20 protein-coding genes and 1 pseudogene are annotated in these 21558 nt (G+C 71.0%); 8 read left to right on the forward strand and 13 right to left on the reverse strand.

The window, feature by feature from the left end; translation table 11 throughout:
* Positions 1 to 54 precede the first annotated feature (54 nt).
* Positions 55 to 405 carry a hypothetical protein gene (locus ACFVFS_RS18785; RefSeq protein ID WP_380625450.1) on the forward strand — a complete coding sequence of 117 codons (351 nt, stop codon included), beginning with the start codon at positions 55 to 57 and terminating at the stop codon, positions 403 to 405.
* Complete coding sequence (locus ACFVFS_RS18790) at positions 402 to 1049, forward strand: hypothetical protein (RefSeq protein WP_380625452.1); 648 nt, start codon at positions 402 to 404, stop codon at positions 1047 to 1049. Before ACFVFS_RS18785 ends, ACFVFS_RS18790 begins: the two co-directional genes overlap by 4 nt.
* 332 nt (positions 1050 to 1381) lie before the next feature.
* Here the strand turns inward: ACFVFS_RS18790 and ACFVFS_RS18795 are convergent, their stop codons facing one another.
* Both ACFVFS_RS18795 and ACFVFS_RS18800 read right to left on the reverse strand, forming a co-directional pair.
* Positions 1382 to 1894 (reverse strand): hypothetical protein, encoded by a 513-nt coding sequence (locus ACFVFS_RS18795; protein ID WP_380625454.1) that lies wholly within the window; start codon positions 1892 to 1894, stop codon positions 1382 to 1384.
* A complete protein-coding gene (locus tag ACFVFS_RS18800) occupies positions 1895 to 2068 on the reverse strand; it encodes a hypothetical protein (RefSeq protein WP_380625456.1) in 174 nt (57 codons plus the stop codon).
* A 152-nt stretch (positions 2069 to 2220) separates the two neighbouring features.
* Here ACFVFS_RS18800 and ACFVFS_RS18805 point away from each other — a divergent pair, with 152 nt between their 5' ends.
* Both ACFVFS_RS18805 and ACFVFS_RS18810 read left to right on the forward strand, forming a co-directional pair.
* Positions 2221 to 2952: a M4 family metallopeptidase gene (locus ACFVFS_RS18805; protein ID WP_380625458.1), complete on the forward strand. Its 732-nt coding sequence runs from the start codon at positions 2221 to 2223 to the stop codon at positions 2950 to 2952.
* A gap of 463 nt (positions 2953 to 3415) precedes the next feature.
* Positions 3416 to 4501 (forward strand): NAD(P)H-dependent flavin oxidoreductase, encoded by a 1086-nt coding sequence (locus ACFVFS_RS18810; protein ID WP_380625460.1) that lies wholly within the window; start codon positions 3416 to 3418, stop codon positions 4499 to 4501.
* 488 nt (positions 4502 to 4989) lie between these two features.
* Here the strand turns inward: ACFVFS_RS18810 and ACFVFS_RS18815 are convergent, their stop codons facing one another.
* Positions 4990 to 5439: a winged helix-turn-helix transcriptional regulator gene (locus ACFVFS_RS18815; RefSeq protein ID WP_380625461.1), complete on the reverse strand. Its 450-nt coding sequence runs from the start codon at positions 5437 to 5439 to the stop codon at positions 4990 to 4992.
* Positions 5440 to 5928: 489 nt separating this feature from the next.
* Between ACFVFS_RS18815 and ACFVFS_RS18820 the strand changes: the two genes are divergently transcribed.
* Entirely contained in the window at positions 5929 to 7014 is a 1086-nt protein-coding gene (locus ACFVFS_RS18820) for an alpha/beta fold hydrolase (RefSeq protein WP_380625463.1), read from the forward strand.
* 960 nt (positions 7015 to 7974) lie between these two features.
* Here ACFVFS_RS18820 and ACFVFS_RS18825 read toward each other — a convergent pair.
* Positions 7975 to 8262, reverse strand: a complete 288-nt coding sequence (locus ACFVFS_RS18825; RefSeq protein ID WP_380625465.1) for a DAPG hydrolase family protein — start codon at positions 8260 to 8262, stop codon at positions 7975 to 7977.
* 201 nt (positions 8263 to 8463) lie between these two features.
* Positions 8464 to 8871 (reverse strand): annotated as a pseudogene (locus ACFVFS_RS18830) (FAD-dependent monooxygenase); the annotation flags it as partial.
* A 559-nt stretch (positions 8872 to 9430) separates the two neighbouring features.
* Here ACFVFS_RS18830 and ACFVFS_RS18835 point away from each other — a divergent pair.
* Entirely contained in the window at positions 9431 to 9766 is a 336-nt protein-coding gene (locus ACFVFS_RS18835) for a hypothetical protein (protein ID WP_380625549.1), read from the forward strand.
* Between the two features lie 133 nt (positions 9767 to 9899).
* On the forward strand, positions 9900 to 11222 hold the full coding sequence (locus ACFVFS_RS18840) for a glycoside hydrolase family 18 protein (RefSeq protein ID WP_380625467.1): 1323 nt from the start codon (positions 9900 to 9902) through the stop codon (positions 11220 to 11222).
* 204 nt (positions 11223 to 11426) lie between these two features.
* Here the strand turns inward: ACFVFS_RS18840 and ACFVFS_RS18845 are convergent, their stop codons facing one another.
* The 8 genes from ACFVFS_RS18845 to ACFVFS_RS18880 all read right to left on the reverse strand — a co-directional run bounded on the left by ACFVFS_RS18845 (position 11427) and on the right by ACFVFS_RS18880 (position 20013).
* Entirely contained in the window at positions 11427 to 11780 is a 354-nt protein-coding gene (locus ACFVFS_RS18845; RefSeq protein WP_380625468.1) for a hypothetical protein, read from the reverse strand.
* Positions 11777 to 12361 carry a class I SAM-dependent methyltransferase gene (locus tag ACFVFS_RS18850; protein WP_380625470.1) on the reverse strand — a complete coding sequence of 195 codons (585 nt, stop codon included), beginning with the start codon at positions 12359 to 12361 and terminating at the stop codon, positions 11777 to 11779. Before ACFVFS_RS18850 ends, ACFVFS_RS18845 begins: the two co-directional genes overlap by 4 nt.
* Before the next feature lie 126 nt (positions 12362 to 12487).
* Positions 12488 to 13864 (reverse strand): NUDIX domain-containing protein, encoded by a 1377-nt coding sequence (locus ACFVFS_RS18855; RefSeq protein WP_380625472.1) that lies wholly within the window; start codon positions 13862 to 13864, stop codon positions 12488 to 12490.
* An 872-nt stretch (positions 13865 to 14736) separates the two neighbouring features.
* Positions 14737 to 15489 (reverse strand): hypothetical protein, encoded by a 753-nt coding sequence (locus tag ACFVFS_RS18860; RefSeq protein ID WP_380625473.1) that lies wholly within the window; start codon positions 15487 to 15489, stop codon positions 14737 to 14739.
* Between the two features lie 13 nt (positions 15490 to 15502).
* Positions 15503 to 16651 carry an NAD(P)/FAD-dependent oxidoreductase gene (locus ACFVFS_RS18865; RefSeq protein WP_380625475.1) on the reverse strand — a complete coding sequence of 383 codons (1149 nt, stop codon included), beginning with the start codon at positions 16649 to 16651 and terminating at the stop codon, positions 15503 to 15505.
* Positions 16648 to 18633: a LodA/GoxA family CTQ-dependent oxidase gene (locus ACFVFS_RS18870; protein ID WP_380625477.1), complete on the reverse strand. Its 1986-nt coding sequence runs from the start codon at positions 18631 to 18633 to the stop codon at positions 16648 to 16650. Before ACFVFS_RS18870 ends, ACFVFS_RS18865 begins: the two co-directional genes overlap by 4 nt.
* Positions 18634 to 19001: 368 nt before the next feature.
* A complete protein-coding gene (locus tag ACFVFS_RS18875; protein WP_380625478.1) occupies positions 19002 to 19430 on the reverse strand; it encodes a hypothetical protein in 429 nt (142 codons plus the stop codon).
* Between the two features lie 367 nt (positions 19431 to 19797).
* Complete coding sequence (locus tag ACFVFS_RS18880) at positions 19798 to 20013, reverse strand: hypothetical protein (RefSeq protein WP_380625480.1); 216 nt, start codon at positions 20011 to 20013, stop codon at positions 19798 to 19800.
* 6 nt (positions 20014 to 20019) lie between these two features.
* Here ACFVFS_RS18880 and ACFVFS_RS18885 point away from each other — a divergent pair, with 6 nt between their 5' ends.
* Positions 20020 to 21003, forward strand: coding sequence for a GNAT family N-acetyltransferase (locus tag ACFVFS_RS18885; protein ID WP_380625482.1), 984 nt, complete (start codon positions 20020 to 20022; stop codon positions 21001 to 21003).
* Positions 21004 to 21558: the final 555 nt, after the last annotated feature.

The raw sequence follows: 21558 nt of genomic DNA on the forward strand, positions 1-21558 counted from the left end.
AGTTGATTGTCCGAACGCACATCATGGTAGGAGGCTGATCAGTAGAGTGTGGCCATGTCTGTTGAGAATGGCATCAGTTACTCGGCCACGACCGATGTCCAGTGGACCGTGCGTGCGTATGCACTGCTCGGCAGTGACGACCTCAAGGTGGAACTGCTGGAGTCCGGTGCCGCGCCGTGCCTCGTGGTGAAGGGACCCTGTCCTCGCTGCGACCACAGCCTTGTCGACCGGCAGACCACCGTCGCCCTCTACGGGCTGTCCGGGCCCAACCGCAGCCAGGGAGACAGTGCGGTCAACGCGGTAAGCCTGGACGTGACCTGCGCCTGCGGCGTCGAGCATCAGGGCGCGCCCGAGGGCGTGACCGGATGCGGTGTCAGCTTCCGGCTAGAGGTCGCCGCCCCGTGAGGCTCAACCGCCTGCCCCAGGCGCCGACTGTGGCACCGAGCAGCACGGACCTGGCGGAGCGGGACCGCTTCCAGGCCATGGTGCGCGAGTCCCTCCCCAGCGTGCGGGCCAGCGCGGAGGTGTGGCGCAACGGCTTGGCCGCCTTCGTCACCCTGATCGGCACGGCGGTGGTGCTGAAGGGCCGCACCACCGCCGCTGACCTGCCGACGAACTGGCGGATTGCCGTCACCGCGTTCATCAGCGGCGGACTCGCACTCGCGGTGACGGGTCTTTGGCATGCGCTCGCCGCCCAGGCCGGGTCCCGGCCGCTGCGGGTCACCCTGGCCGACATCCACAGTCGGTACGGGTCGCTCGACGCCTTCAACCTGGCGACCGCGATCAAGGTCGCCCACCGTCTCACCCTCGCGCGGCGGACCGTGGCCTGTGCTCTGACCTGCCTGTTCATCGGCACAGCCCTCACCTGGTGGGCCCCGAGCGTACAGACAGGTACGCTGCGGGTGACCTACAGCACGGGCACCGCCTGCGGGACGCTGCTTTCCGAGGACGGCGGAGTGCTGCATCTGACGGTCCAGGGGCAGTCCGAGCCGATGGCCATCCCCGTTGCCCAGCTGATCTCCATGACCACGGTCACGGACTGCGCCTGACGATCTGCGGCGGGTCCTGGCCGAGCCGAAGTCCACCCCTGGAAATCCGCGTCGCAGGGCCGTGCAGGCGTATCCGAAAGATGGCGAGTCATCAGTTGGTGCCACGTGATGGCACACAAGTACCGTCGCCGGGGTGCCCGTCCCGGGCCGTTCCACCCGGAGGACCTCGATGGCTTCCAAGTCCGGGGCAGCGCAGACAGGCGGGGCGCGACCTCGAGCGTCAAGGTTGAGCCGACCAGCGCTTGCACATAGTGCCGGTCCAACAGAGCACGGTGCGGGGGTCCTCGGCTCACGAGCCGATGAGTTAGGAGCGGCGCGAGGCGACGGGGTGCTCAACTCCTGACGATCCAGCAGCTCAGCCTCGCTGGCGGGGAATACGACACATCAGGAATAAGTGACGTCTCCTCGATGATCCGCCCGTACCGCTCGAAGCGGCGGGCCGGCACCCGGACCTGCCCCGTCCCCTCCGGAAGGTCCGTGGCCTTCGGCGCCGGAGCGGGCACGGGCTTCGGCGGCGCGACGGGCGTGGGCGCCCAGGCCGTGCAGGACCGGCCCTCGGCGCCGGCGCCCTTCTCCAGGACCAGCGGCACATTCGGGCGGCCGGCGGCCGGCTCGGCCAGGCCGAGGAGGCGGTCGGAGAGGTCGTTGACGGCCGTCAGCCGGTCGGTGTCGCGCTGGACGAAGGCCCGCCAGGCCTGCCGCCAGTACGAGGAGTCGCCGCCGGTGTCGGGGAACCTGGGCCGAAGGGTGACCGCCGCACCGGTACCCGTTCCCTCGGCGGTCAGGTAGAGGCCGGTGGCGACGTGCCGGATCCGGTGCTGCGCCACCCGGAACCGCTCGGCCACTCAGCGCTCGCCCTCGCCGCCGGTCTCCGGCCCGAGCAGCACGGGGGTGCCCGCCGGGCTCCCCGGCGCGGCACCGGCCACCAGGCCGGGGACCCGGAGCAGGCGCAACACGAACGTCTCGGCGGGCCAGTCGACCGGCATCTTCAGCACCCTCTCGGCAGTATAATATGACATGATGTCATGAATATGATCACCCGATCGGTCGGGGCCACGCCAGACCATGCCATAACCGACTGATCGTCATGTCCAATGATGTGCGCAGCCGGAACCGGGACGCGCGACCGGGAAGGCGCCGACCTGGGCGGGCGGCGCCCACACTGGATCGCATGGAAACCGAAGACACTCCCACGCCCCGCCGTGAGGTCTACGACGCCGGGAACAAGGACACCCTGCCGGGCACCCTGGTGCGCTCCGAGGGCGATGGCCCGAGCACGGACGAACTGGTCAATAGCGTCTACGACGCGCTGGGCAGCACCTTCGACTTCTTCCGGGACGTGTACGGCAGGAACTCCCTCGATGGCGAGGGCGGCCCGCTGCGGGCGACCGTCCACTACCGCGAGAAGTTCCCCAACGCGTTCTGGGGCGGCGAGCGGTTCGTCCTTGGCGACGGCGACGGCGAGCGGTTCAAGGTGTGCCCGCAGGAGATCCTCGACGTCGTCGCCGCCGGAATGACCCGGCAGATCATGAACCCGCAGCACCTGTACGCCTTCGAGCCCGGGGCGCTCTCCGAGTCCATCGCCGAGGTCTTCGCCTCCTTCGTCAAGCGGCACGCGCTCGGCCAGAGCGCCGACCAGGCCGACTGGCTCCTCGGCCTCGGGATGATCGCCCCGGGCATCAGGGTCAAGGCCCTGCGCTCGCTCGCCGAACCCGGTACGGCCCACGAGGACTACAGCCTCGGCAAGGACCCCCAGCCAGCCCACATGGAGGACTGCAAGGAGATGTCCGTCCAGCGGGACAACGGCGGAGTCCACATCAACTCGGGCATCCCCAACCGCGCCTTCCACCTCACCGCCACCGCCATCGGCGGCAACGCCTGGGAGAGGGCCGGCCGGATCTGATACGACGCCGCCACCGGCGGCAAACTCAGCGCGCAGGCCACCTTCGCCGATTTCGCCAAGCTGACCGCGACTGTCGCCGAGGACCTCTACGGCACCGGGACCGAGCTGGAGGCGAACGATCCGCAACAGCCGTCTGCCCTCGTCGTCATCGATCGCCCGGACCTGCGCGCGTTCAGCCACGTGATCATTCTGACCGTCCGGAGCCGCCGTCCGCAGCATCCGGCTGGCTCGTCACGAGAGGGCGAACGTTGGCTGATGCGGCACCAAGGTGCATGCGGGGTGGGACGGTCCGGAGGTCGGGATGGCCGCTCGTCATGCAGCCACCGTCGGATAATGGTTTGCTTTCCCAACCCTCCAGGTCTCTGGTAAGTTCGATTTTCCAACTCGATACTCCGGTCGGTTGGCTCCCAGGCCCCCGGATGGCGTGCCTGCCGTTGCGAGGGGCCCGAACGAAGGAGTGGACATGTCCGTCGGCCGAGTGTCGACCCGTACCCGCATCACCGAGCTCCTCGGCATCGACCACCCGATCGTGCAAGGGCCGTTCGGTGGCGGCTACTCCACCGTCCGGTTGGCCGCCGCCGTGTCCAACGGCGGCGGCCTGGGCTCCTACGGCGCCCACGTCCTCGCCCCTTCGGACATTGCGGCCACCGTGGCGGAGATCAAGGCCCGCACCGCGCGCCCGTTCGCGGTGAACCTCTGGATACCGCAGCCCGGCGAACGCGAACCGACCATGACCGAGTCCGAGTTCGCCACTCACATCGGGAGGCTCCGTCCGTACCTCGACCGACTCGGCCTGCCCGACCCGCAGTTCCCCGCGTCGTTCGGCGAGGACTTCGATCAGCAGGTGGACGCGCTGCTGGAGGCCCGGCCGCCGGTCTTCAGCTTCGTCATGGGCATCCCGCCCGGGGACGTCCTGGCCGAGGCCCGGCGTCGCGGCATCGTCACCCTCGGGACGGCGACGACCGTCGACGAGGCGGTCGCGCTCGACGAGGCGGGGGTCGATGCCGTCGTGGCCTCCGGGGCGGACGCCGGGGGCCACCGAGGGGCGTTCCTGCGGCCGACGGGGGAGTCCCTGGTCGGGACGTTCTCCCTCGTCCCGCAGGTCGTCGACGCCGTCTCGGTGCCGGTCGTCGCCGCCGGCGGGATCGCCGACGGCCGCGGGATCGCTGCCGCACTGGTACTCGGCGCCGACGCCGTCCAGATCGGCACCGGATTCCTCGCCACCGACGAGTCCGGCGCGAGCGCCGTCCACAAGCGGGCGCTGCACAGCCCGCAAGCCCGTGTCACCGTGCTGACCAGCACCGTCTCCGGCCGCCAGGCCCGGACCATTGCCAACCGGTTCGTGCGGGAGATGGCCGGGTACGAGGGCGACCTTCCGCCGTATCCGGTCCAGGGCGCACTCACCGAGCCCATCCGCCGCGCGGCCGTCGAACGGGGGCTCCCCGACTACCTCAACCTCTGGGCCGGGCAGGCCGCACCGCTCACCCGACCGCGCACGGCCCAGGAATACCTCGCCGCCCTCGTCGAGGCAATCCGGCCCCGCGTGTAACGGCACGTTCCCTCCCGTGCGGCCCCGCACGGCCGCCCTCTCTCCTCACACCGGGCGGACCCCGTGCTGTCTTCGACGTCGGCCACCACGCAGACCGCCACGGAAGCCACCACAGTCGACGAGCGGTTGGCGGACCCGGAGTTCCTGGTGACCGCAGACCCGGAACGGGTCACCGCGCTACTCGATGTGGCGCCGAGTCCGGCGGCACGGGTGGGGCCGCGGTGTACGGGGTGTCGGCGGCGACGACGTTGCCGGACGGCTGCCCTGTGGCCGTCACCGGCGGGGATGACGTCCGGGTGTGCGGCCTGGCGACCGGCCGGCACATCGTCACCGTCGCGGTCGACTGCCGGATGGTCCGTGGCGCCGGCTCCGAACCTGACCTGGCGGCCGGGCACTACTGGACGCCGCATCGGCCGCGGTATGGGCGGTGGCGCCGCGAAGTCGTGCACGCCGGTTCGACGCCTGTCCGACCAGTCCCGGCTCTTGGATCATTCCGGCCCGGCCGCGGTCCAGCCGGGGGCTGTGAAGCGCGGGGTGAGGGAGCGGCTCTCCACCTCCGTGCCGCAGGCGCGGCAGACGACGGCCGGGTCGAGCGTCGCGCCGCACGAGTGCTCGAAGACGGTCGGCGGCACGGCGTTGAGGTGGCGGTCGCCCCAGCGCAGCAGCACGGGGCGCAGTTCCTCGCCGGCCGGGGTCGGGCGGTACTCGTACCGGGTCGGGCGGTCGCTGTACTGGACCTTCTCCAGGATTCCGGCGTCCACGAGGCGGCGCAGCCGAGTGGTGAGGATGCCGCGTGGCGCCCCGATGTTGCGGGCGAGGCCGTCGAAGCGGTGCACACCGAAGAAAACCTCGCGCAGGACCAGAAGCGAGTACTTCTCCCCGACCACTGCGAGCGCGTCGGCGATCGAGCAGGGGCGGGGGGTTGCGGCTGTGGTCATGGTCATGTAGTTCATCAAGGATCTAGGGTTGGCTTTTCCAACCTACCCTCCTATGGTGAGTCTTGTTTTCCAACTTGCTGGTGGAGGTGGTGGGCATAGACGGGCTGCCGCTCGGTATCCATGCCGCACAGTGGCCGGGCGGAGCCGTGAGCATCGCCGCCGCGAACGGCTTCACCTCCGGCCTGCACGGCTCTGCTCGTCACCGGAATGGCTCTGCTGTTCAGTGCCGCGGCCGTCGTACTTTCCCGGCCGGAGACCCTGAGCACACCTGACTGACCCCCCCTCGACGAGGCCTTCGCGCGCGTGCGACTCGCCCGGCCGCAGGAGGCCCGGTTGCCGATCCGGCGAAGGCCGACGTCAACGGCGGCGCCAACGGCACCCGGCTGATGACCACGTCCATGCCATGCGCCAGCGCGGCACCCGCCATGCCCTGCAGGCGATGTGCGAGACCGACGGCCTGGCCAACGCCACCATCCTGGAGATACCCAAGTGAACCACCCCAGCACCTGGACCACCTTCACACGTGCCGGCGTCCCCCTGACCTCGGGCACGGCCGCCGGCGACGGTGACTCGATCACCTACCACGCAGCCGGCCCGGAGGACGGTCCCATGCTCGTCTTCGTCCACGGCTGGCCGGCCAACGGCCGCACCTGGAAGCACCAACTGGCCGCCTTCGCCGCGCTCGGGTTCCGCGTCATCGCGCCCGACATGCGCGGCTACGGAAGCTCGACCGTGCACCAGCGGCGAGACGCGTACGCCCAGGAGCACCTCGTGGGCGACATGGTGGCCCTGCTCGACCACCTCGGCCGCGAACAGGCCGTCTGGATCGGACACGACTGGGGCAGCGCAACCGTCTGGGGCCTCGCCGCTCACCATCCCGAGCGCTGCGCGGCCGTGGCCAGCATCTGTATCCCCTACCGCACGCTCGAACGAGGGGTGCCGGCTCTTCTCGAACACGTCAACCGCTCGATCTATCCGCCGGACACCCACCCGTACGCCCAGTTCGACTACATGCACTACTACGCGTCCGAGGCGGAGCGGGCCGCGCAGGTCCTCGACGCACGGCCGGCCAACGCCGTGAAGGCCTTCTTCCGTGGGGGCGTTCCGGCCGTTCACGGGAAGCCCGGGGTGACCTCGGAGATCACCCGCAATGGGGGGTGGTTCGCAGGCGCGGACGCGGTTCCGGACCTCCCGCCCGACACCGGAGTCCTGGACGAGGAACTGCTCGCGGACCTCACGTCCTCGCTGACCCGAACGGGATTCGCGGCCTCGATCGCCTACTACCTCAACGACGAAGCCAACCGCGCCTACAGCGACACCTCGCTGAACGGCGGACGGCTGGACATGCCGGTCCTGTACCTCGAAGCGTTCTACGACCAGGTCGCCGACACGTCCGTATCCCGGCTCGCGGAGCCCATGCGGCGGTACTGCACCGACCTCACCGAGGAATCCGTCGAGGCTGGTCACTGGGCCCAGCTCGAACAGCCCACCGCCGTCAACACCGCGCTCGCCCGCTGGCTTGCCACCAAGACCCCGAGCCTGTGGCCCCAGCCGACCCGCCCGCCCAGGACCTGACACCAGGTCGGCAATCACGGCGGCTGGGCCGGGCGACACCGCCGACAACCGGCGCCCCGCCACATGGCTCCCGGACCCGACCGCAACCACATCCCAGCTCACCCTCCACCCGACTTCGGCAGCTGAGGCGGCCGGCTCCCTTGTGGTGCGGCGAACGCTCTTCTCCCTGTCCTTTGCAGAGAACGTAGGAGCCCCTGCTGCTGCCCTGTGATCTTGCAGAGCAGGTACGTCTTCACGGCCGTCCCGACGGTGCTGACCCGGTCGGGGACGAAGTCGGTGAGTCCGGACGGCGCGCAGGCCGGTGGTGTTGAAGGCGACCACGTTGGGTATGCGCGGTGCCCAGACCCGGATCAGCACCGGGTGGGCGTCGGTCGCGGAGTCGAGGGTCCACCGCTCGGGCAGGCGGCGTTCGGCCAGGTCCTGCTCCGAGTGGCGGATGAAGTAGTGCGGCCCGCAGACCGGGGTGCGCATGATCCGCGGCCTGCGCGCAAGCCCCAGTCGCCACGAAAGCCCGAGACCGGTGAGCCGGGTGAGGCCTTCCTCGGCCGGCGCGTCCAGAGCGGCGGACGGGACGGCCCGGCGCACCCGCACGGCCCGGGCGGCGGCGGATCGGCTCCGCTCCTTCCTCGGTCATGCGCCGATCACCTTGACCGCTGTGCCCCGCCGTGGCGGGGCGAGTCGGCAGGTCGAGGTCGGCGACGTGCTGCTCCGGGGCGATGAGCGCGGCCGGCGTGGCCGTGGAGCCCGTGTCGACGGCCGCCTTGCGGTGGTCCCACAGAGCCTTCCCTGCCCGGGCGATCTCCGCGTCCGGCACCAGCACGGAGTGCGCCCCGTTCTGCGGCGACAGTCGACAAGGGGCGTCGAAGCCGGCTCCTGTGGCTTCGAGGCCCCTTCGCGGTGCCGGTGCTCAAGGGCGCCCTCGGCGAGCGGTGGACCAGGTGCAGAGTCCCGGGGGCGGGGTCACCAGGGTTCGGGGACCGGGACGGTGTCACGGTGCTCGCCTGTGTGGAGGGAAGGCAGGAAGCGCGACAGGAAGGTGAACTCGTTGTAGCAGTGCCGCAGCACTTCGCGGCCGAACTCGTCCGTGAAGGTCTCGGCCATCTGCTGTGGCGTCAGCTTGCCGACGAGGCCCGCGCCGAAGTAGAAGTTGCTGCGCAGAGCGCTGCCCCAGGCGTGTCGCGGCACAGGTGCATGAGCCGGTTGGCCCAGGACCCGCCCGTCCTCGTCGCGTTCGGCGTCGAAGCCCATGCCGATGCGGCCGCAGCCCGCGCCGGTGAGCCGGCCCTCGCTGCGTGCCTGCCCCGCTGACGAAGTCGTGGGCGACCAGGGAGTGGAAGGTGTGGAGGGTCCGGCGGATCAGCGTCGCGTTCTCGGGGGTGACGCCCCAGCGTTCGAGCTTGCTCCAGCAGCCGGCCTCGCTGACGAGTTCGGCGGGGTCCTCTCCTGGCATCAGCATGAACTCCCACCGGGCGTGGTCGCGGGCCAGCCAGCGGAAAGAGGGTCACCGGACGCTCGGGGTCGCACATCTGACCGGAGCTGGGCATCGCGATCTCCCGGTCCGGTTCGTGGAGCCTGACGTCCACGATGGAGAGCGTCTCGGAGAATCCGAAGTCGTCCCAGGTGATGCCGGTCGCCTTGCGGACGAAGGGAGTTGGCTCCGTCGGCACCGATGACATAGCGGGCGCGGACCGTCGTGGTGGCGCCGTTCGGCTCCCACCGCTGTCCGTCCTGCGTCCCGCCGCGGAAGGTCCTCTCCACCCGGTCCTCGCGCTGTTCGAGGCCGACCGCCTCCCAGTCGCGGTGGACGGAGACGTTCTCGTGGGCTCCGGCCACCTGTGACAGCAGGGCTTCGAGGTCGGGCTGGTAGGTTCTCCGGACCGGTGCTCGATCTGCTGCAGCTCGTCAACGCAGGGCTCATCCTGCTGGTCGGCGCCCTCCTCCAGCGGGAACCCATGCCATCGCGGCGACGGCCGCCGACAGGGTCGGTACGTGAGAGGCTGTCCGCCCCCACCCACCGGACGCAGGTAGCCGGCCTCCGCCCAGGCGATCGGGGACGTCTCCTCCGTCCCCGATCGCCGAGGACGCCTGGACGACTGGCGCTCCAACCACAGTGACGTAGTCACCGACCTCACACCGGCCAGGACCTCGTGGGTCGAGGAACGAAGGCGGCGCCGCCGGGACGATCCCGCTGCCCGTGCCGCCGGCAGGGGGTCGGGCAGCGCTACCGGGGCCACCCGGGTTGGTGAAGAGTGCGCCGCGGCGCTTGACCGGGTCCTTGCTCGCCATCCTGGAGACGGCGATCTCGATCTGGCGGCCCTCGGGATCGCGGTAGTCCAGCGGTACGTCGAGCGTCGTGCACTCGAGCCGGGAGGACGCGGCCTCCCTCGGGCACGGACCCCAGGTCAGGGAGGGCGGCGTGGCCGTCACCACGCTCGCGGTCGTCGTCCTGTTCACGCTCACCCTCGGCGCACCGGGTGCCAGGACAACGGCGACTGCGGCGCCCGCGAAGGTGAGGAGCAGGGCCTTCCTGAACACGCGATGCCCTCCTGGGTTCCTCAACCTGTGTGGTGGTGAGCGGCGTACTCGACGCCTCCCTGCGGCCGACAGCGGAATCGCCGAAGGGGTGGGGCCTCAGGTCACCGCGGGCTTTGTCGAGTTCGGTGCGATGGTCCGCATCGACGTTCCCGGTGAGGCGGACTGCTACCGCAACGACGGCACTCTGGAGTACGTGCTGCGCGGCTTCATCAGCTGACGACCCACCATCTCCCCGAAGCGACGGACCACTTCGTGCGGTCCGGCCCTCTTGTGTGCACTCTCGCCATGGGCTAGATCTCTTCTCGCGATTGGTACAGACCATCTGACCCCACTCAGACAAGGCCACCAGCATGTTCAGACGCACCTCCGCGTTCCTGGCGACGGCTCTGCTCGCCTCGCTCGTCGCGGTCCCCGCGGCCGCTCACGCCGATGACGACGACAGCCGCCGGCTGCCCGGCCACCGGGTGGCCTACTTCACCGCGTGGAGTGCCTACAGCGGCTTCTCCGCCAAGAAGGTCCAGGACTCGGGCCAGGCGGCGAAGCTGACCGTGATCAACTACGCCTTCGGCAACATCTCCCCCGAGGGCACCTGCTTCGAGGACAACCTGGCCGACCAGGCCGACGCCTGGGCCGACTACCAGCGCCCGATCGCCGCGGCCGACTCGGTGGACGGCATCGCCGACACCGAGGACCAGCCGCTGAAGGGCAGCTTCAACCAGCTGCGGAAGCTCAAGGCGAAGAACCCCCACCTGAAGGCCGTCATCTCGATCGGCGGCTGGGGCTGGTCCAAGTACTTCTCGGACGTGGCCGCCACCGACGCCGCCCGCAAGAAGTTCGTGGCCTCCTGCGTCGACCTCTACATCAAGGGAAACCTGCCGCAGTTGGGCTCGCCGGAGGGCGGCCCGGGCAGCGGCGCGGGCGTCTTCGACGGCATCGACCTCGACTGGGAGCACCCGGGCGGCGACGGTCTGCCGGACAACTCGGTGCGCCCCGAGGACGGTCGCAACTTCACCCTGCTGCTGGCCGAGTTCCGGCGGCAGCTGGACGCGCTGGGCAACGGCGGGCGCGGGCGCCACCTGCTGACGGCCGCCGTCGCCGCCAACACCGACATCGCGGACCGGCTGGAGTTGAAGAAGGTCGCCCGCCACGTGGACTACCTGAACCTGATGACCTACACCATGCACGGCTCCTGGGAGCCGCAGGGCCCGACCAACCACCAGGCGAACCTCTACACCGACCCGGCCGACCCCTCCGGCACCGGCAACAGCTACAGCGCGGACCGGGTGGTGCGTCACTACCTGGCCGGCGGCCTGCCGGCCCGCAAGGCGGTGCTCGGGGTGCCGTCCTGGGGCTACGGCTGGACGGGAGTGCCCGCCGGGGCGAAGAGCGGCCTCTACCAGCCCGCCACCGGCATGTCCCCGCGCGGCGGCGGCCAGCTGCCCTACAAGGCCATCAAGGACCTGCCGGGCGCCGTGCACACCGACCGCCAGTACGGCGCGGCCTGGAAGTACGACGGCACCGAGTTCTGGACGTACGACAACCCGGCCACCGCCACCCAGAAGGCCCGCTACACCCGGCGGAACGGGCTCGGCGGCGTGATGGTCTGGTCCCTGGACGGGGACGACGCCCAGGGCTCGCTGATCGCCGCGCTGGACCGCGGTCTGCGGCGCTGACCTGCGGTTGTGATCCGGCGGCGGGCGGGGCGACCCGGCCGCCGCCAGGTGCGGCGGCCGAGATGCGCAGTCCGGCCGAGTCGTTGCCCGTTGAGCTGGTCGTAGGCGGTGCGCACCTCGTGTACGGCGGCGTGCAGCCGCTGGGGGGCGGACAGCCTGTGCTCCAGGTGGTCGCCGGGGCGGGCACCCCGGGTCGGGGTGCCGTCAGGCGGGTTCGGTCGTCGGTTCGCCGTCGCGTTGGTGGGGGAGGGCGGTGGCGTACTGGGCGGCTTGTAGGAGGTAGGAGGCGCGGTAGCGGCCGTCGGGGTCGGCCATCAGCTGGGCGTGGGTGCCCTGTTCGGCGAGGCGGCCCTGGTGGAGGACGTAGATGAGGTCGGCGTCGGTGGGGACGACGTAGGCGAGCAGGTTCGGGTCGCTTCCCAGGCGCTCGCGCATGTCGTCGCGGAAGGTGGTGCGCCACTCGTCGGTGAGCGGGCCGCCGTCCAGGACGGCGACGCGCAGGCGCAGCAGTTCGTCGGCGTCTTCGGGAAGGGCGGGCCGGGCGGTGGTGGGGGTCATCGACTGGTCCTCTCCGGGGCGGGGTGGGTGGTCAGCAGGAGGCAGAGCAGGCTGTCGAGCGGGTACTCGGCCGTGGTGGCCCAGCCGAAGGAGCGCAGGAGGTCGAGGGCGGCCGGGCGCAGGCCGATCGACTCCCGGCCGGCGCGTTGGCGTTCGGCGAGCGGGGTGGTGACGAGGAGGCGGCCGCCGGGGGTGAGGAGGCGGCGCGTGCAGGCGACGGTCGGTACGAGGTCGACGAACGGGAGGAACAGTCGGCAGGTGATGAGGTCGAACTCGCCGGCGGGGAGCAGGGTCAGGCCGCCGCGGTCCGTGTCGAGGAGCCGGAAGTCGAGGCCGTCACGGTCGTGGTGCCGGTCCTGGGCGGTGTTGACGGCGACCTCGGAGAAGTCGACGCCTGTGGTGGCGAAGCCCAGGCGGTGGAGGGCGGCCGTGTACTCGCCGGTGCCGCAGCCCAGGTCGAGCGCCCGGTGGCCGGTACCCGGGCCGAGGCGCTTGGCGAGCAGCGCGACCTCCGTTTCGGTGACGGGCCGGAAGCCCTTGCCCTGCTGGTAGTGGTCGTTCCAGTGGTCGGCGGCGGACACGGCCGCTCCTCTCGGTCGGGGCGCTCGGCGGGCGGGCGGCTTCCTCGTCGAGCAGGACGAGGTGCACGCCGACGACCAGGGCAGGCGGCTCCGCCCCGGCCAGGCGGCGGGTGCCGTCGAGTGGAGTCACACGGCCCTCCCGGACGGTTGGCCGGCCGCGTCGGCGAGCAGCGGCAGGTAGTGCCGCATGTAGGGCGGAACCTTCAGGCCGAGCACGTCGTCGAGGGGGACCATGCGCACGGCCAGCCCCTCGTCACCGAGCCGCAGGTCACTCTCGGCGCCGTCCCAGGCGGCGTGCAGGACGCGGGTGAGCGGCAGGCCGAGGTCGTCGTGTGGGTCGGGGAGGGTCCGCAGCCCGGTGATCTCGATGCCGGCCTCCTCGCGGACCTCGCGCACCGCCGTCTCCTCGGCGCTCTCGTCGGCCTCGCGCCAACCGCCGACCGGAGTCCAGAAGCCGGGCCACGGCATGCCCGGCCGGTCTTCGCGCCGGTGCATCAGCAACCGGCCCGCGGCATCGCCGACGAAGACGAGGACGCCCTCGAAGTCGTCGCCGGCCGGGGCGGGGCGCTCCAGGTAGAGGGGGACGCCGGAGCGGTGGGCGCGCAGTACCTGCCGCAGCCGCTGGTAGCGGCCGGGTTCCATGAGTCGCCGCCAGTCGTGCGCGCTCTCGAACCGCCACTCGGTGTGCTCGGCCGGGTCGAGCCGGATCCGGGCCTGCTGCTCGGGCGTCAGGACGCCGCCGTCGAAGACGTAGCCGCACACCGGTACGGGGTACTCGGTACCGGCCTGCTCGTGGATGACGGCCACCAGACGCCGCCGGGCGATCACCGCGGGGTTCTCGGCGGCGAGGTCGAGGCCCAGTTCCTCCCGGGCCTCGCGCAGGGCGGTGGTGAAGGGCGTCTCGCCGTGCTCGACGTTGCCGCCGGGGAAGTTCCACACGTTCGGGTTGATGGTCGAGCGCATCCCGAGGACGCGGTCCTGCGGGTCGGTGACCAGGAGGCAGCCGTAGGAGCTGGGCCGGGCGACGGTGGTGAGGTAGCCGCCGACGGGCCGCCAGCCTGGGATGCCCAGACGCCGTGTCAGCCACTCAATCACGGCGCGCTGGCCGTCGCCGGTCGGCGGCAGGGCGTCCGGGTCCGCCCACTGGTGGCCGTCGTGGTCCGGGGAGGGGGCGATCTCGGTGCCGTCCGGCGCGACGGTGGTGAAGACGAACTGGCGCACGCGCCGCCCGTGCTGGTCGGTGAAGTCGAGGGGTCGCGCGTACTCCAGCGGCAGGCCGGTGAGGCCGGCCTCACCGGCAAGCTCGCGGGCCGCGCCGGCGGGTACCGGCTCACCGTCCTCCAGGCCGCCGTCGGGGTACTCCCACAGGCCCGGCAGGATGTCGTGCGGGGACCTGCGGATCATCAGGATCCGTCCGGAGGCGTCCCGGACCACCACGCCGACGCCGATGCGTTCGATGCCCTCGCGTGCGGCGAGGTTCGTGAGTACGTCGAAGTCGATCACTGGACACGCTCCCCGGGGTTGCGCGCGGGCATGGCGGGCCGGTCGGAAGAGGTGATGCCGGTGGGGTTGTCCACGATGTCCTCCGGACGTGGGCGGTGTTCGAGCGCGTGGAGCCTTCCGTCGGTGAAAGGGCACGGCAAGTTCGCTCTCGTACAGAGGAGTTGGACGGGTTTGCGAGAGCTGAGGTGGTTGATGATGGTGCTGTTCGAACGTGGCACTCAAGTGGATTTCCTCCGGGCGAGCCCGGGTCGAACAGGGACGTTTCGAGCATCCCGCGCGCGTGCTGGAGCGCATCCTCCAGTCGCGCGCACAGGCCGTCCGGCAGGGTGGCGGAGCCCAGTGCGCAGGCGGCGAGAGCCCGTTCGAGGGCCGCGCGCCGGGCCGAGTGGGGAGGGTGTCGGGCGCCCTCGTGGGTGAGGAGGACGCGCAGTGCACAGCCGTCGCCGGATTCACCCGTTCGGCTGGTCAGGTGGGCGAACAGGTTTCGGGCGGCGGACGTGCCCCGGTCGGCCGCCCGTTGGTCGCCGGGGGCGGCACGGCGCGGTGAGCGCCGCGGTGACCGCGTCCTCCCACGGGTCGCCCTCGCAGCGCTGTTCGGCGGTCTCGGTGCGGCGGGCGGGGGCGGCGACGCCGTCGAGGACGGTGGTGTAGCGCTGGTGACGGTGCGGTGGAGGCCGAGGAGGAGCCGGTGGCCGGGCCGGTGTCGGCCGGCACGGACGTGGAGGCGGGCGAGGTTGACGATCGGCTCCAGACCGCGGATGGCGGTCATCGCCACGAGTGGGATTCGGGGCGGGTAGAGGTCGGCGTGGCGGTGGCACAGTTCGCGGGAGTACTCGGGCAGGCCGAGATCGGGAAGCCGCCGCCGGGCTCTGCTACTTCTTGTTGAGGCTGGTGCTGTTCCACCAGCGCTGTTCAGCCGTGGTGAAGGACAGGGCCGAGCCCGATCCGCCGTTGTGGGGCGTGAGTTCGGCCTGGTAGGTGGTCTTCTTGGTGAAGGGGCTCTGCTGCTTCTTCAGGTCGACTCCCGCCTCCAGGGTGTCGCGGAGGGACGGGACGGTGACCCGGGGGACGCCGTCGAGGGTGCTCTGGGACGGCTGCGGGGTGACGGCGGTCACCTCGCGGACCTCGTCCCAGTGGTCGGGCTTGGCGAGTCGGTGCCCCAGGAAGGTCTCGGTGGGGGTGCCGAAGAGCAGCCCGGTGAAGTGGACCGGGTAGTCGGAGGTGCCGATCGGCTCGAAGTACAGCACTCCGGAGGTGAGGACCTTCACCGTGACGTCCGCCAGTTTCTCGAACGCGCGCTCCCCGGTTGTCGTGTCGGCCAGCACGTGTTCGAGCTCGCCGGTGAAGGCGGTCAGGGCGCCCGACTTGATCTTGCTGAGCGGGAACGGAGCCTGCGGGTTTGAGTGGAGCGCGTGGTAGCGCCTCTTGCCCGGGGGCACCGGTTTCTTGAGGTCCTCCAGGTACGCGGTTCGCGCCGCCTCGTCGAGTTCCACCTTGAGCACCATCTGGAAGGCGTGCGCGGGGACGTGGAACATGGACAGGTGGTAGGCGAAGAACGTGATCCGCCCGAGCAGGATGAACCGGTGGTCGGCGCTCAGGGGGTCGGTGTTCAGGGGATCGTTCATGGTGCCCTTCCCTCTACGGTGCGTTGAGCGTCAGCGGTGATCGGCGGCGCTGCCAGAACGGGCGGTCGGACCAGCGGTCCTCGTGGACGTGGATCTCGCGGTGGCCGTACGCGTAGGCCTCGAAGGTCTCGCCGAGCCGTGCGGTGTAGGTGTCGAGCGCGTCGGCTTCACCGCGCAGCAGGGCGTCGACCGCCTGGCCGGCGCACAGGCCCGAGTAGAGGGCGGTGAGGACGCCCTGCGAGGAGAGTGGGTCGAGCGCGATCGCCGCGTCGCCGGCCGCGATCCAGCCCTTGCCCGCCGGCGGTTCCAGCCGCGCGGTGTGGGCGGCGCACCGGCGCGGGGACGCTCCGGCGAGGGCCTGGCGGCCGCGGGAGCGTTCGGCCGTGTGCCGGGTGGTCGCGAGCCGGTCGAGGAACGTCCGGGTGGTCCGGAGGCCGGGAGGCGAGAGGTCCGTGTCGGTGAAGTAGGTGACCAGGCGGTGGGCGGGGGAGTGCGGCGCGGTGTACCACCATCCGTCGGGGGAGGACTCGACCAGCGAGGCCTGCTCGATGTCGGAGGCGTCGTGGGCCAGCCTCAAGTGGACGGCGACCAGCTTGTCGTAGCGGCGGTGGCGGGCCCCGCAGCGGGCGGCGAGCGAGGCCCGGCGGCCGGTGGCGTCGACCAGCCAGCGGCACCGCACGGTGCGCTCCGTGCCGTCGGCTCGGAGCGTCACCTGCCATCCGCTGCCCGGCAGCGGTACGGGGTGGCTCACCGTGGTCCGTTCGGTGACCCTCACCCCGTCGGCCTCGGCGTGAGTGCGCAGCAGGCGGTCGAAGACGGGCCGGTCGAGGTGCCAGCCGTGTCCGTACGGGTCGGTGAGGAGGTCCGTGCGGTGCAGGTGGGGTGAGCCCCAGGCGGAGAGCGTGGCGTGGCACGGGCGGTGGTCCGCGTCGAGGGACCGGATGTCGACGCCGAGGTCCTGGAGGAGCAACCGGGCGGCGGGGACGAGGGATTCGCCGGTCTTCGGGGGGCCGCTTCCGGCGTCGGCGAGCAGCACCGTGCGGCCTGCCCGGGCCAGGGTGAGGGCGGCGGCGGCACCCGCCGGGCCGCCGCCCGCGACGACGGCGTCGTACCTCTCGTGCTGTCGCGCGCAGTGGTCGCCGGTGGGCGCCGCCGTGGTCATCCGGCGTCCCGGAAGGGGTCGACCTTGGCGATGTAGCCGGCCGAGATCTCCTCGGGCCGGAACCCGGTGGACCGGGCGGTCTCGTTGGCGGCCCGCTCGTCGACCGCGGTGCGCTGGGTCTCGGAGAGCTGGGGATGGCCGGACTCGCGCACGTGGATGTTGACGCGGTTCTGGTGGTCGTCGACCGTGGGGAGCGAGGGGTCGGGAGTGGACTCCACCAGGATCTTGGCCGGGAACTTGTCGTCGACCGTGTAGGCGTTGGTCTCGACGACGCCGAACTTGGACCAGCCGGCGACCATGTCCTTCAGACCCTTCTTCTTGTCCGGGGACAGGAATCGCAGCCACACGGCGCGTCTCTCGAAGGCCTCGGCGCGCTGGTCGTCGGTGACGGTGCTGTTGGGCTTCTGGTTGACCGTGTCGAAGTCGGTCTTCTTCAGCACGTGGTTGGGCACCCGGGCCGGCCAGAAGGAGGGCAGGTAGGGGCTGTAGCGGGGGCCGATGTTGGCGCGCAGCTCGTAGCCGGAGCGGCAGCTGGCGGTGTCGGTCTGCCAGGGGACGCCCATCCAGCGGGTGAGGCCGCCGGGGCCCTGGCCGCGCAGGGGGCCGTTGGCGGACAGCGCGAGCTGCGGTGTGAGGTGGTCGCCGTAGTCGCGTTCGGTCTCGCCGGCCGCGCGATGGCGGATGCGGAACGGCTCCGTGTACAGGGTGTCGTGGCGGATCGGCCAGGTGACCTCGCAGCCGGGGTGGAAGGCGTCGGCGAGGCAGTAGTCCAGGGCGGCCCGGTCCAGCAGCCCGGGCTGCTGCGAGGGGGGCGCGGCCTCCAGGGACTTGTAGGTGGTGTGCTTGGTCTTGTCGTCGAAGTTCCCCTGCACCCACTGCTCCAGCATCTGTTCCTGGGTCCTGGTCAGGACGCCGTACTGGCGGGGGGACTGTGCGGGGACGGCCATCGCGTCTCCGTAGAGCCAGGGCCAGGGCAGCGGGGACAGACCGTCCCGGTCGTAGCTGCGCATCTGGTAGTACACGCGCTGCCGCAGTTCCCGGTACTGCTCCTTCTTGCTGCCGAGGACGGCGAGCAGCCGAGGCGAGGTGAAGTCGTTGGGACCCTGCCAGCCGAACTCCCCGGCGAAGCCCTGGTTGACCCACTGGTGACCGGTGAACCGCTGGAGCAGGGGCTTGATGTGTTCGTCGAAGACGACGGTGGAGGGGAGGGGGACGGTCGGGTACCCGCCTTGGGCGAAGAGGTCGTACAGCAGGTCGTAGAGGGTCACGATGCCCTTCACGTCCGGTGCGTAGTTGGGCGGCCCGACCACCACCCAGGCCGGCTTCACCTCGACCGCGTTGCCGTCGATCGTGACGGTGGCGGTCACCGGTCCGTCGGAGATGTCGTCGTACCAGCCCTCGTTGTTGCCGAAGGTGGTGAGCTCGGACGGGGGCTTGGTGAAGGAGGCCGAGCTGCCCCGGCCGCCCAGGACGACCAGGCGGCCCTGCTCGTCGGTCCTCAGCTCGCCCAGGTCGACGGGTGTGCCGTCGATCTTCCCGGTGTCGAACTTCTGGCCGCTCTTCTTCACACCTGAGATCGTCCGGGGTCCAGGGTCGATCCGCAGCTTGTCCCTGTCCTTGCCCTTGTAGGTGGCATTGCGCCGGCCGTACTGGTCCTGTGCCAGGTTCTGGGCCTCGGGGATGTCCAACGCGAGGGAGAACTTGTACCAGGCCGCCTTCTGGTTGGCCAGCTGGACCGTCCAGTCGATGCCGGCCTTGTCCTGCCCGTGCAGGATCTCCTTGACGAGGTTGCCGTCCTTGTCGTAGCCGTAGACCCGGAAGCGCGCCGCCTGCCGCTTGATCTTGCCGGTGCCCTCCTTGTAGAAGCCCGGGGCCTGGGGATCCTCGTCCGGCGTCTCCGGCCCGTAGAAGAACTCCTCGCTGTTGCCCACCCGCGCGATACCGATCGCGGGATGGATCTTCGCATAGGCAATCGTGGTCACACTCGGTACCTCTCTGGTGCGCCCGGTCGCCGGTTGGAACGCGGAACGACGGACGCGGGCGCCCGTGTGCGCGGACCGGACCCAGCAGCGACCGGGCTCGGAGTGGATGGATGCGCCCTCGTCCTCGTCCTCGTCCTCGTCACGGACGGGCGGAACCTTGCCGCAGGGGCGCTCTTCATCCATGGTGCGGGTGGAACCGGTCGGGCGTCCCATCGTGTACGACCGAATGTGTGGCTGTGCGACCGAAGCCGGTCGGCTCCGTCACCCCGGGCCGACACCTTGATCAAGCCGGGCGCCGCCCTCGAAGGAGGCGACGGGTGGGCGCGGTGGCGGCAGGACCGTCGCCGCGCCCACCCACTGGTGGGCGGTCAGCCCTGGCGGAACAGGACCGAGTGGTACGGGGCGTCCTGGAACTCGATGGTGGACTTCTGGTCCAGGACGGCGTCGGGCTGACCTTCGCAGGTGCCGTTCTTGTACAGGTACGCCTGTTGGTCGGTGCCGTTGTACCACTCCGTCCAGTTGGTGATGAGCTCACCCGCGGGAGCCGGCGGGAGGGCGTGACACCCCTCGGGGTTGTCCACGCTGAAGTAGGGCACGTAGTCGCAGCCCCACCACGAACAGCCCTGGTAGCTGAGCATGAAGGTGCCGGTGGCCTTGGCCGGGGACGGTGCGGCGGCGGCCGGGGCCGCCTCGGCGGGCTCGGGGGAGGACGCCTGCGCCGGGACGGCTGCGCCCAGCAGGGTGAGTGCCGCCGCCACCGGGACGGCGGACAGGAGGGAGAAGACGCGGCTCCGCATGGGGGCCTTCCTTTCGTCCGGCGGCACGGGTGGTGCCCGGTGATCCGCCGGCAGGACAGCGGCATCCGGCTCCGAGCCCGTTGCCCGGGGACGTCCGCTCAGGTGCCCTCCCTCGTTCCCAGGACGGCCTCGGCGGTATGCCCGGCAGCACTCGGACAGATGAGCCCGGTGCGCCCGTACGGACTCCGTCCGTGTCGTTCCCCGTCCCGCTACCCGGTCTGCGGCCAGGCGGCGGGGGCTCCGGGTCGGCCGTCGAGGCCGATCGCCAGTGCCCGGGGCGTCGGGGGACAGGGCGGGCGGCTGCGGTTCCGGCCGCGCCGGAGAGGGTCCCGGGTCGATCGAGGTTCCCCGCAGGACATCGTGCTTCTCAATGAGTATGGGCGATCTGCGAGTTGACCGCGCACCACTGGCCCTTCGTCATGTCTCCGGTCGTGTTGTCCGGCACGTCGAAGGCGGCCACGGCGCCCGGCTTCGTGATCGCTGCCGCGCCGGAGCCCGCTTCGAACGCGGTCTGCTCGCTGGACGGCCGCAGACTACCGCAGCGTGAAGAGGGTGGCGGACCCGCCTCGAAGTTCGAGAACATCCGGTCATGTCGGATGGCACGGCAGGACAGGACCTTCCGGTCGGCTTCGGGTTCCGGCCGTATCGCGGCGACGAAGACCACGGCGCCATGGCTGCGGTGCGGTTGGGATGTGTTGAACGGGACCAAGTCGATGTCCATTCGGTTGCGGAAGGGCTCCCGACCGCGGCCGAGATCGCCGAAGCCTCCGCCAAGTTGGAGGAGCCGTCCGAGAACCAGATCCTGGTGGTGCTCGACGGGAGCGTCATCGGCTACTCGACGATCCGGTGGTGGCAGGAGCGGGACGGTACGTGGCTGTACCTGCACCGCGGCTACCTCGTGCCCGAGCACCGCGGCCAGGGCATCGGCTCAGCCATGCTGAGCTGGGCCGAAGAGCGGATCCGCCGGCTCGTCAGACAGCATGGAACGGCGCGGACGGCAGTGATCGGCGCGAACGCCGCGGCCTCCGAGCAGGACGCCACGGCGCTGCTGCGCGCAGCCGGCTACCGACGTGTCTTCAGCCTGGTCGAGCTGGAGCTGGGCGATCTGCAGCAGGTGCCCGAGGTGGGCGCCGAACGTCAGGCCGGGATACGGACAGGGCCGATCGGAACGAGCCACTACCGTGCAGCCTGGAGGACGGTCGTCGATTCGTACGCGGACACAGGCTTCGCTCGGAGGTGGCCTTTCCAGGACTTCGTCGACACCGCCGACCCCGCATGCTGGAGGGCTGCCTGGAAGGGGCAGGACATGGTCGGTGTCGTCCTCTGCTCCATCCGCCGTCACGACCGCACCGTGGGCGAGGTGGAAGAGCTGAGTGTCCGGACGGACCAGCGACGCCTCGGAATCGGCCGGGTCCTCCTGCTGGACGGGCTGCGGAGCCTTCGCGAGCAGGGTGCAACGACCGCCCGGCTGGTCACGGGCACGGCAAACCCGCACCGGCCCTACGACCTTTACGAGAGTGTGGGGTTCCGGCGGCAGAACGAGTACATCCGTTACCGCAAGCCGCTCGCTTGATCACCGGCCATGGGGCTGTCCGGTCAGGCCACAGCCTTCGAGACGCCGGAGGCCACCGCACGGCCGACCGGAACCGCGGTCCGCTATGCCGGAAGGGCCATCACCATGCCGAAGGCCGGGAAGCCCCGGACGGCGAGGGCGGACGGTGTGCAGGTCGTCGTCCTGTCCCCGGAGCAGTACGACGGGCTGGAGGCCAACCGGCGCCGGCTCGGAGGCCTGCAGACCCCGGTCGCCCGGATGAAGCCGGAGCTGCGCCGAGGGCACAGGCTGCTGAGCGAGGTGGACCAGCTGCCGGTGGAGCTTCCCGCCGACCTGCTCGCGGACTTGGAGGATCGGATGGATCCGGGTCGCGGGCCCTCCGGTCTGCTCGGCGGCACCCGGCGCGGCACTGCAGGCCGGCGCCGCGTCATCCGGAGGCTCCGACGCGCCCGGGGAGTGACGCCGCGTGGCCTCGCCGGCCGAGCCGGAGCGGCTGGGACTGCGTTGACCGCCGTGAGAGCTGTCGCACGTGGTACAGGACCGGACGGCGGTCTCTGTGCGTGCTTCACCGAGCCG

Origin of the sequence: Kitasatospora sp. NPDC057692 (assembly GCF_042799475.1) — a bacterium.
Lineage (GTDB): Bacteria > Actinomycetota > Actinomycetes > Streptomycetales > Streptomycetaceae > Kitasatospora.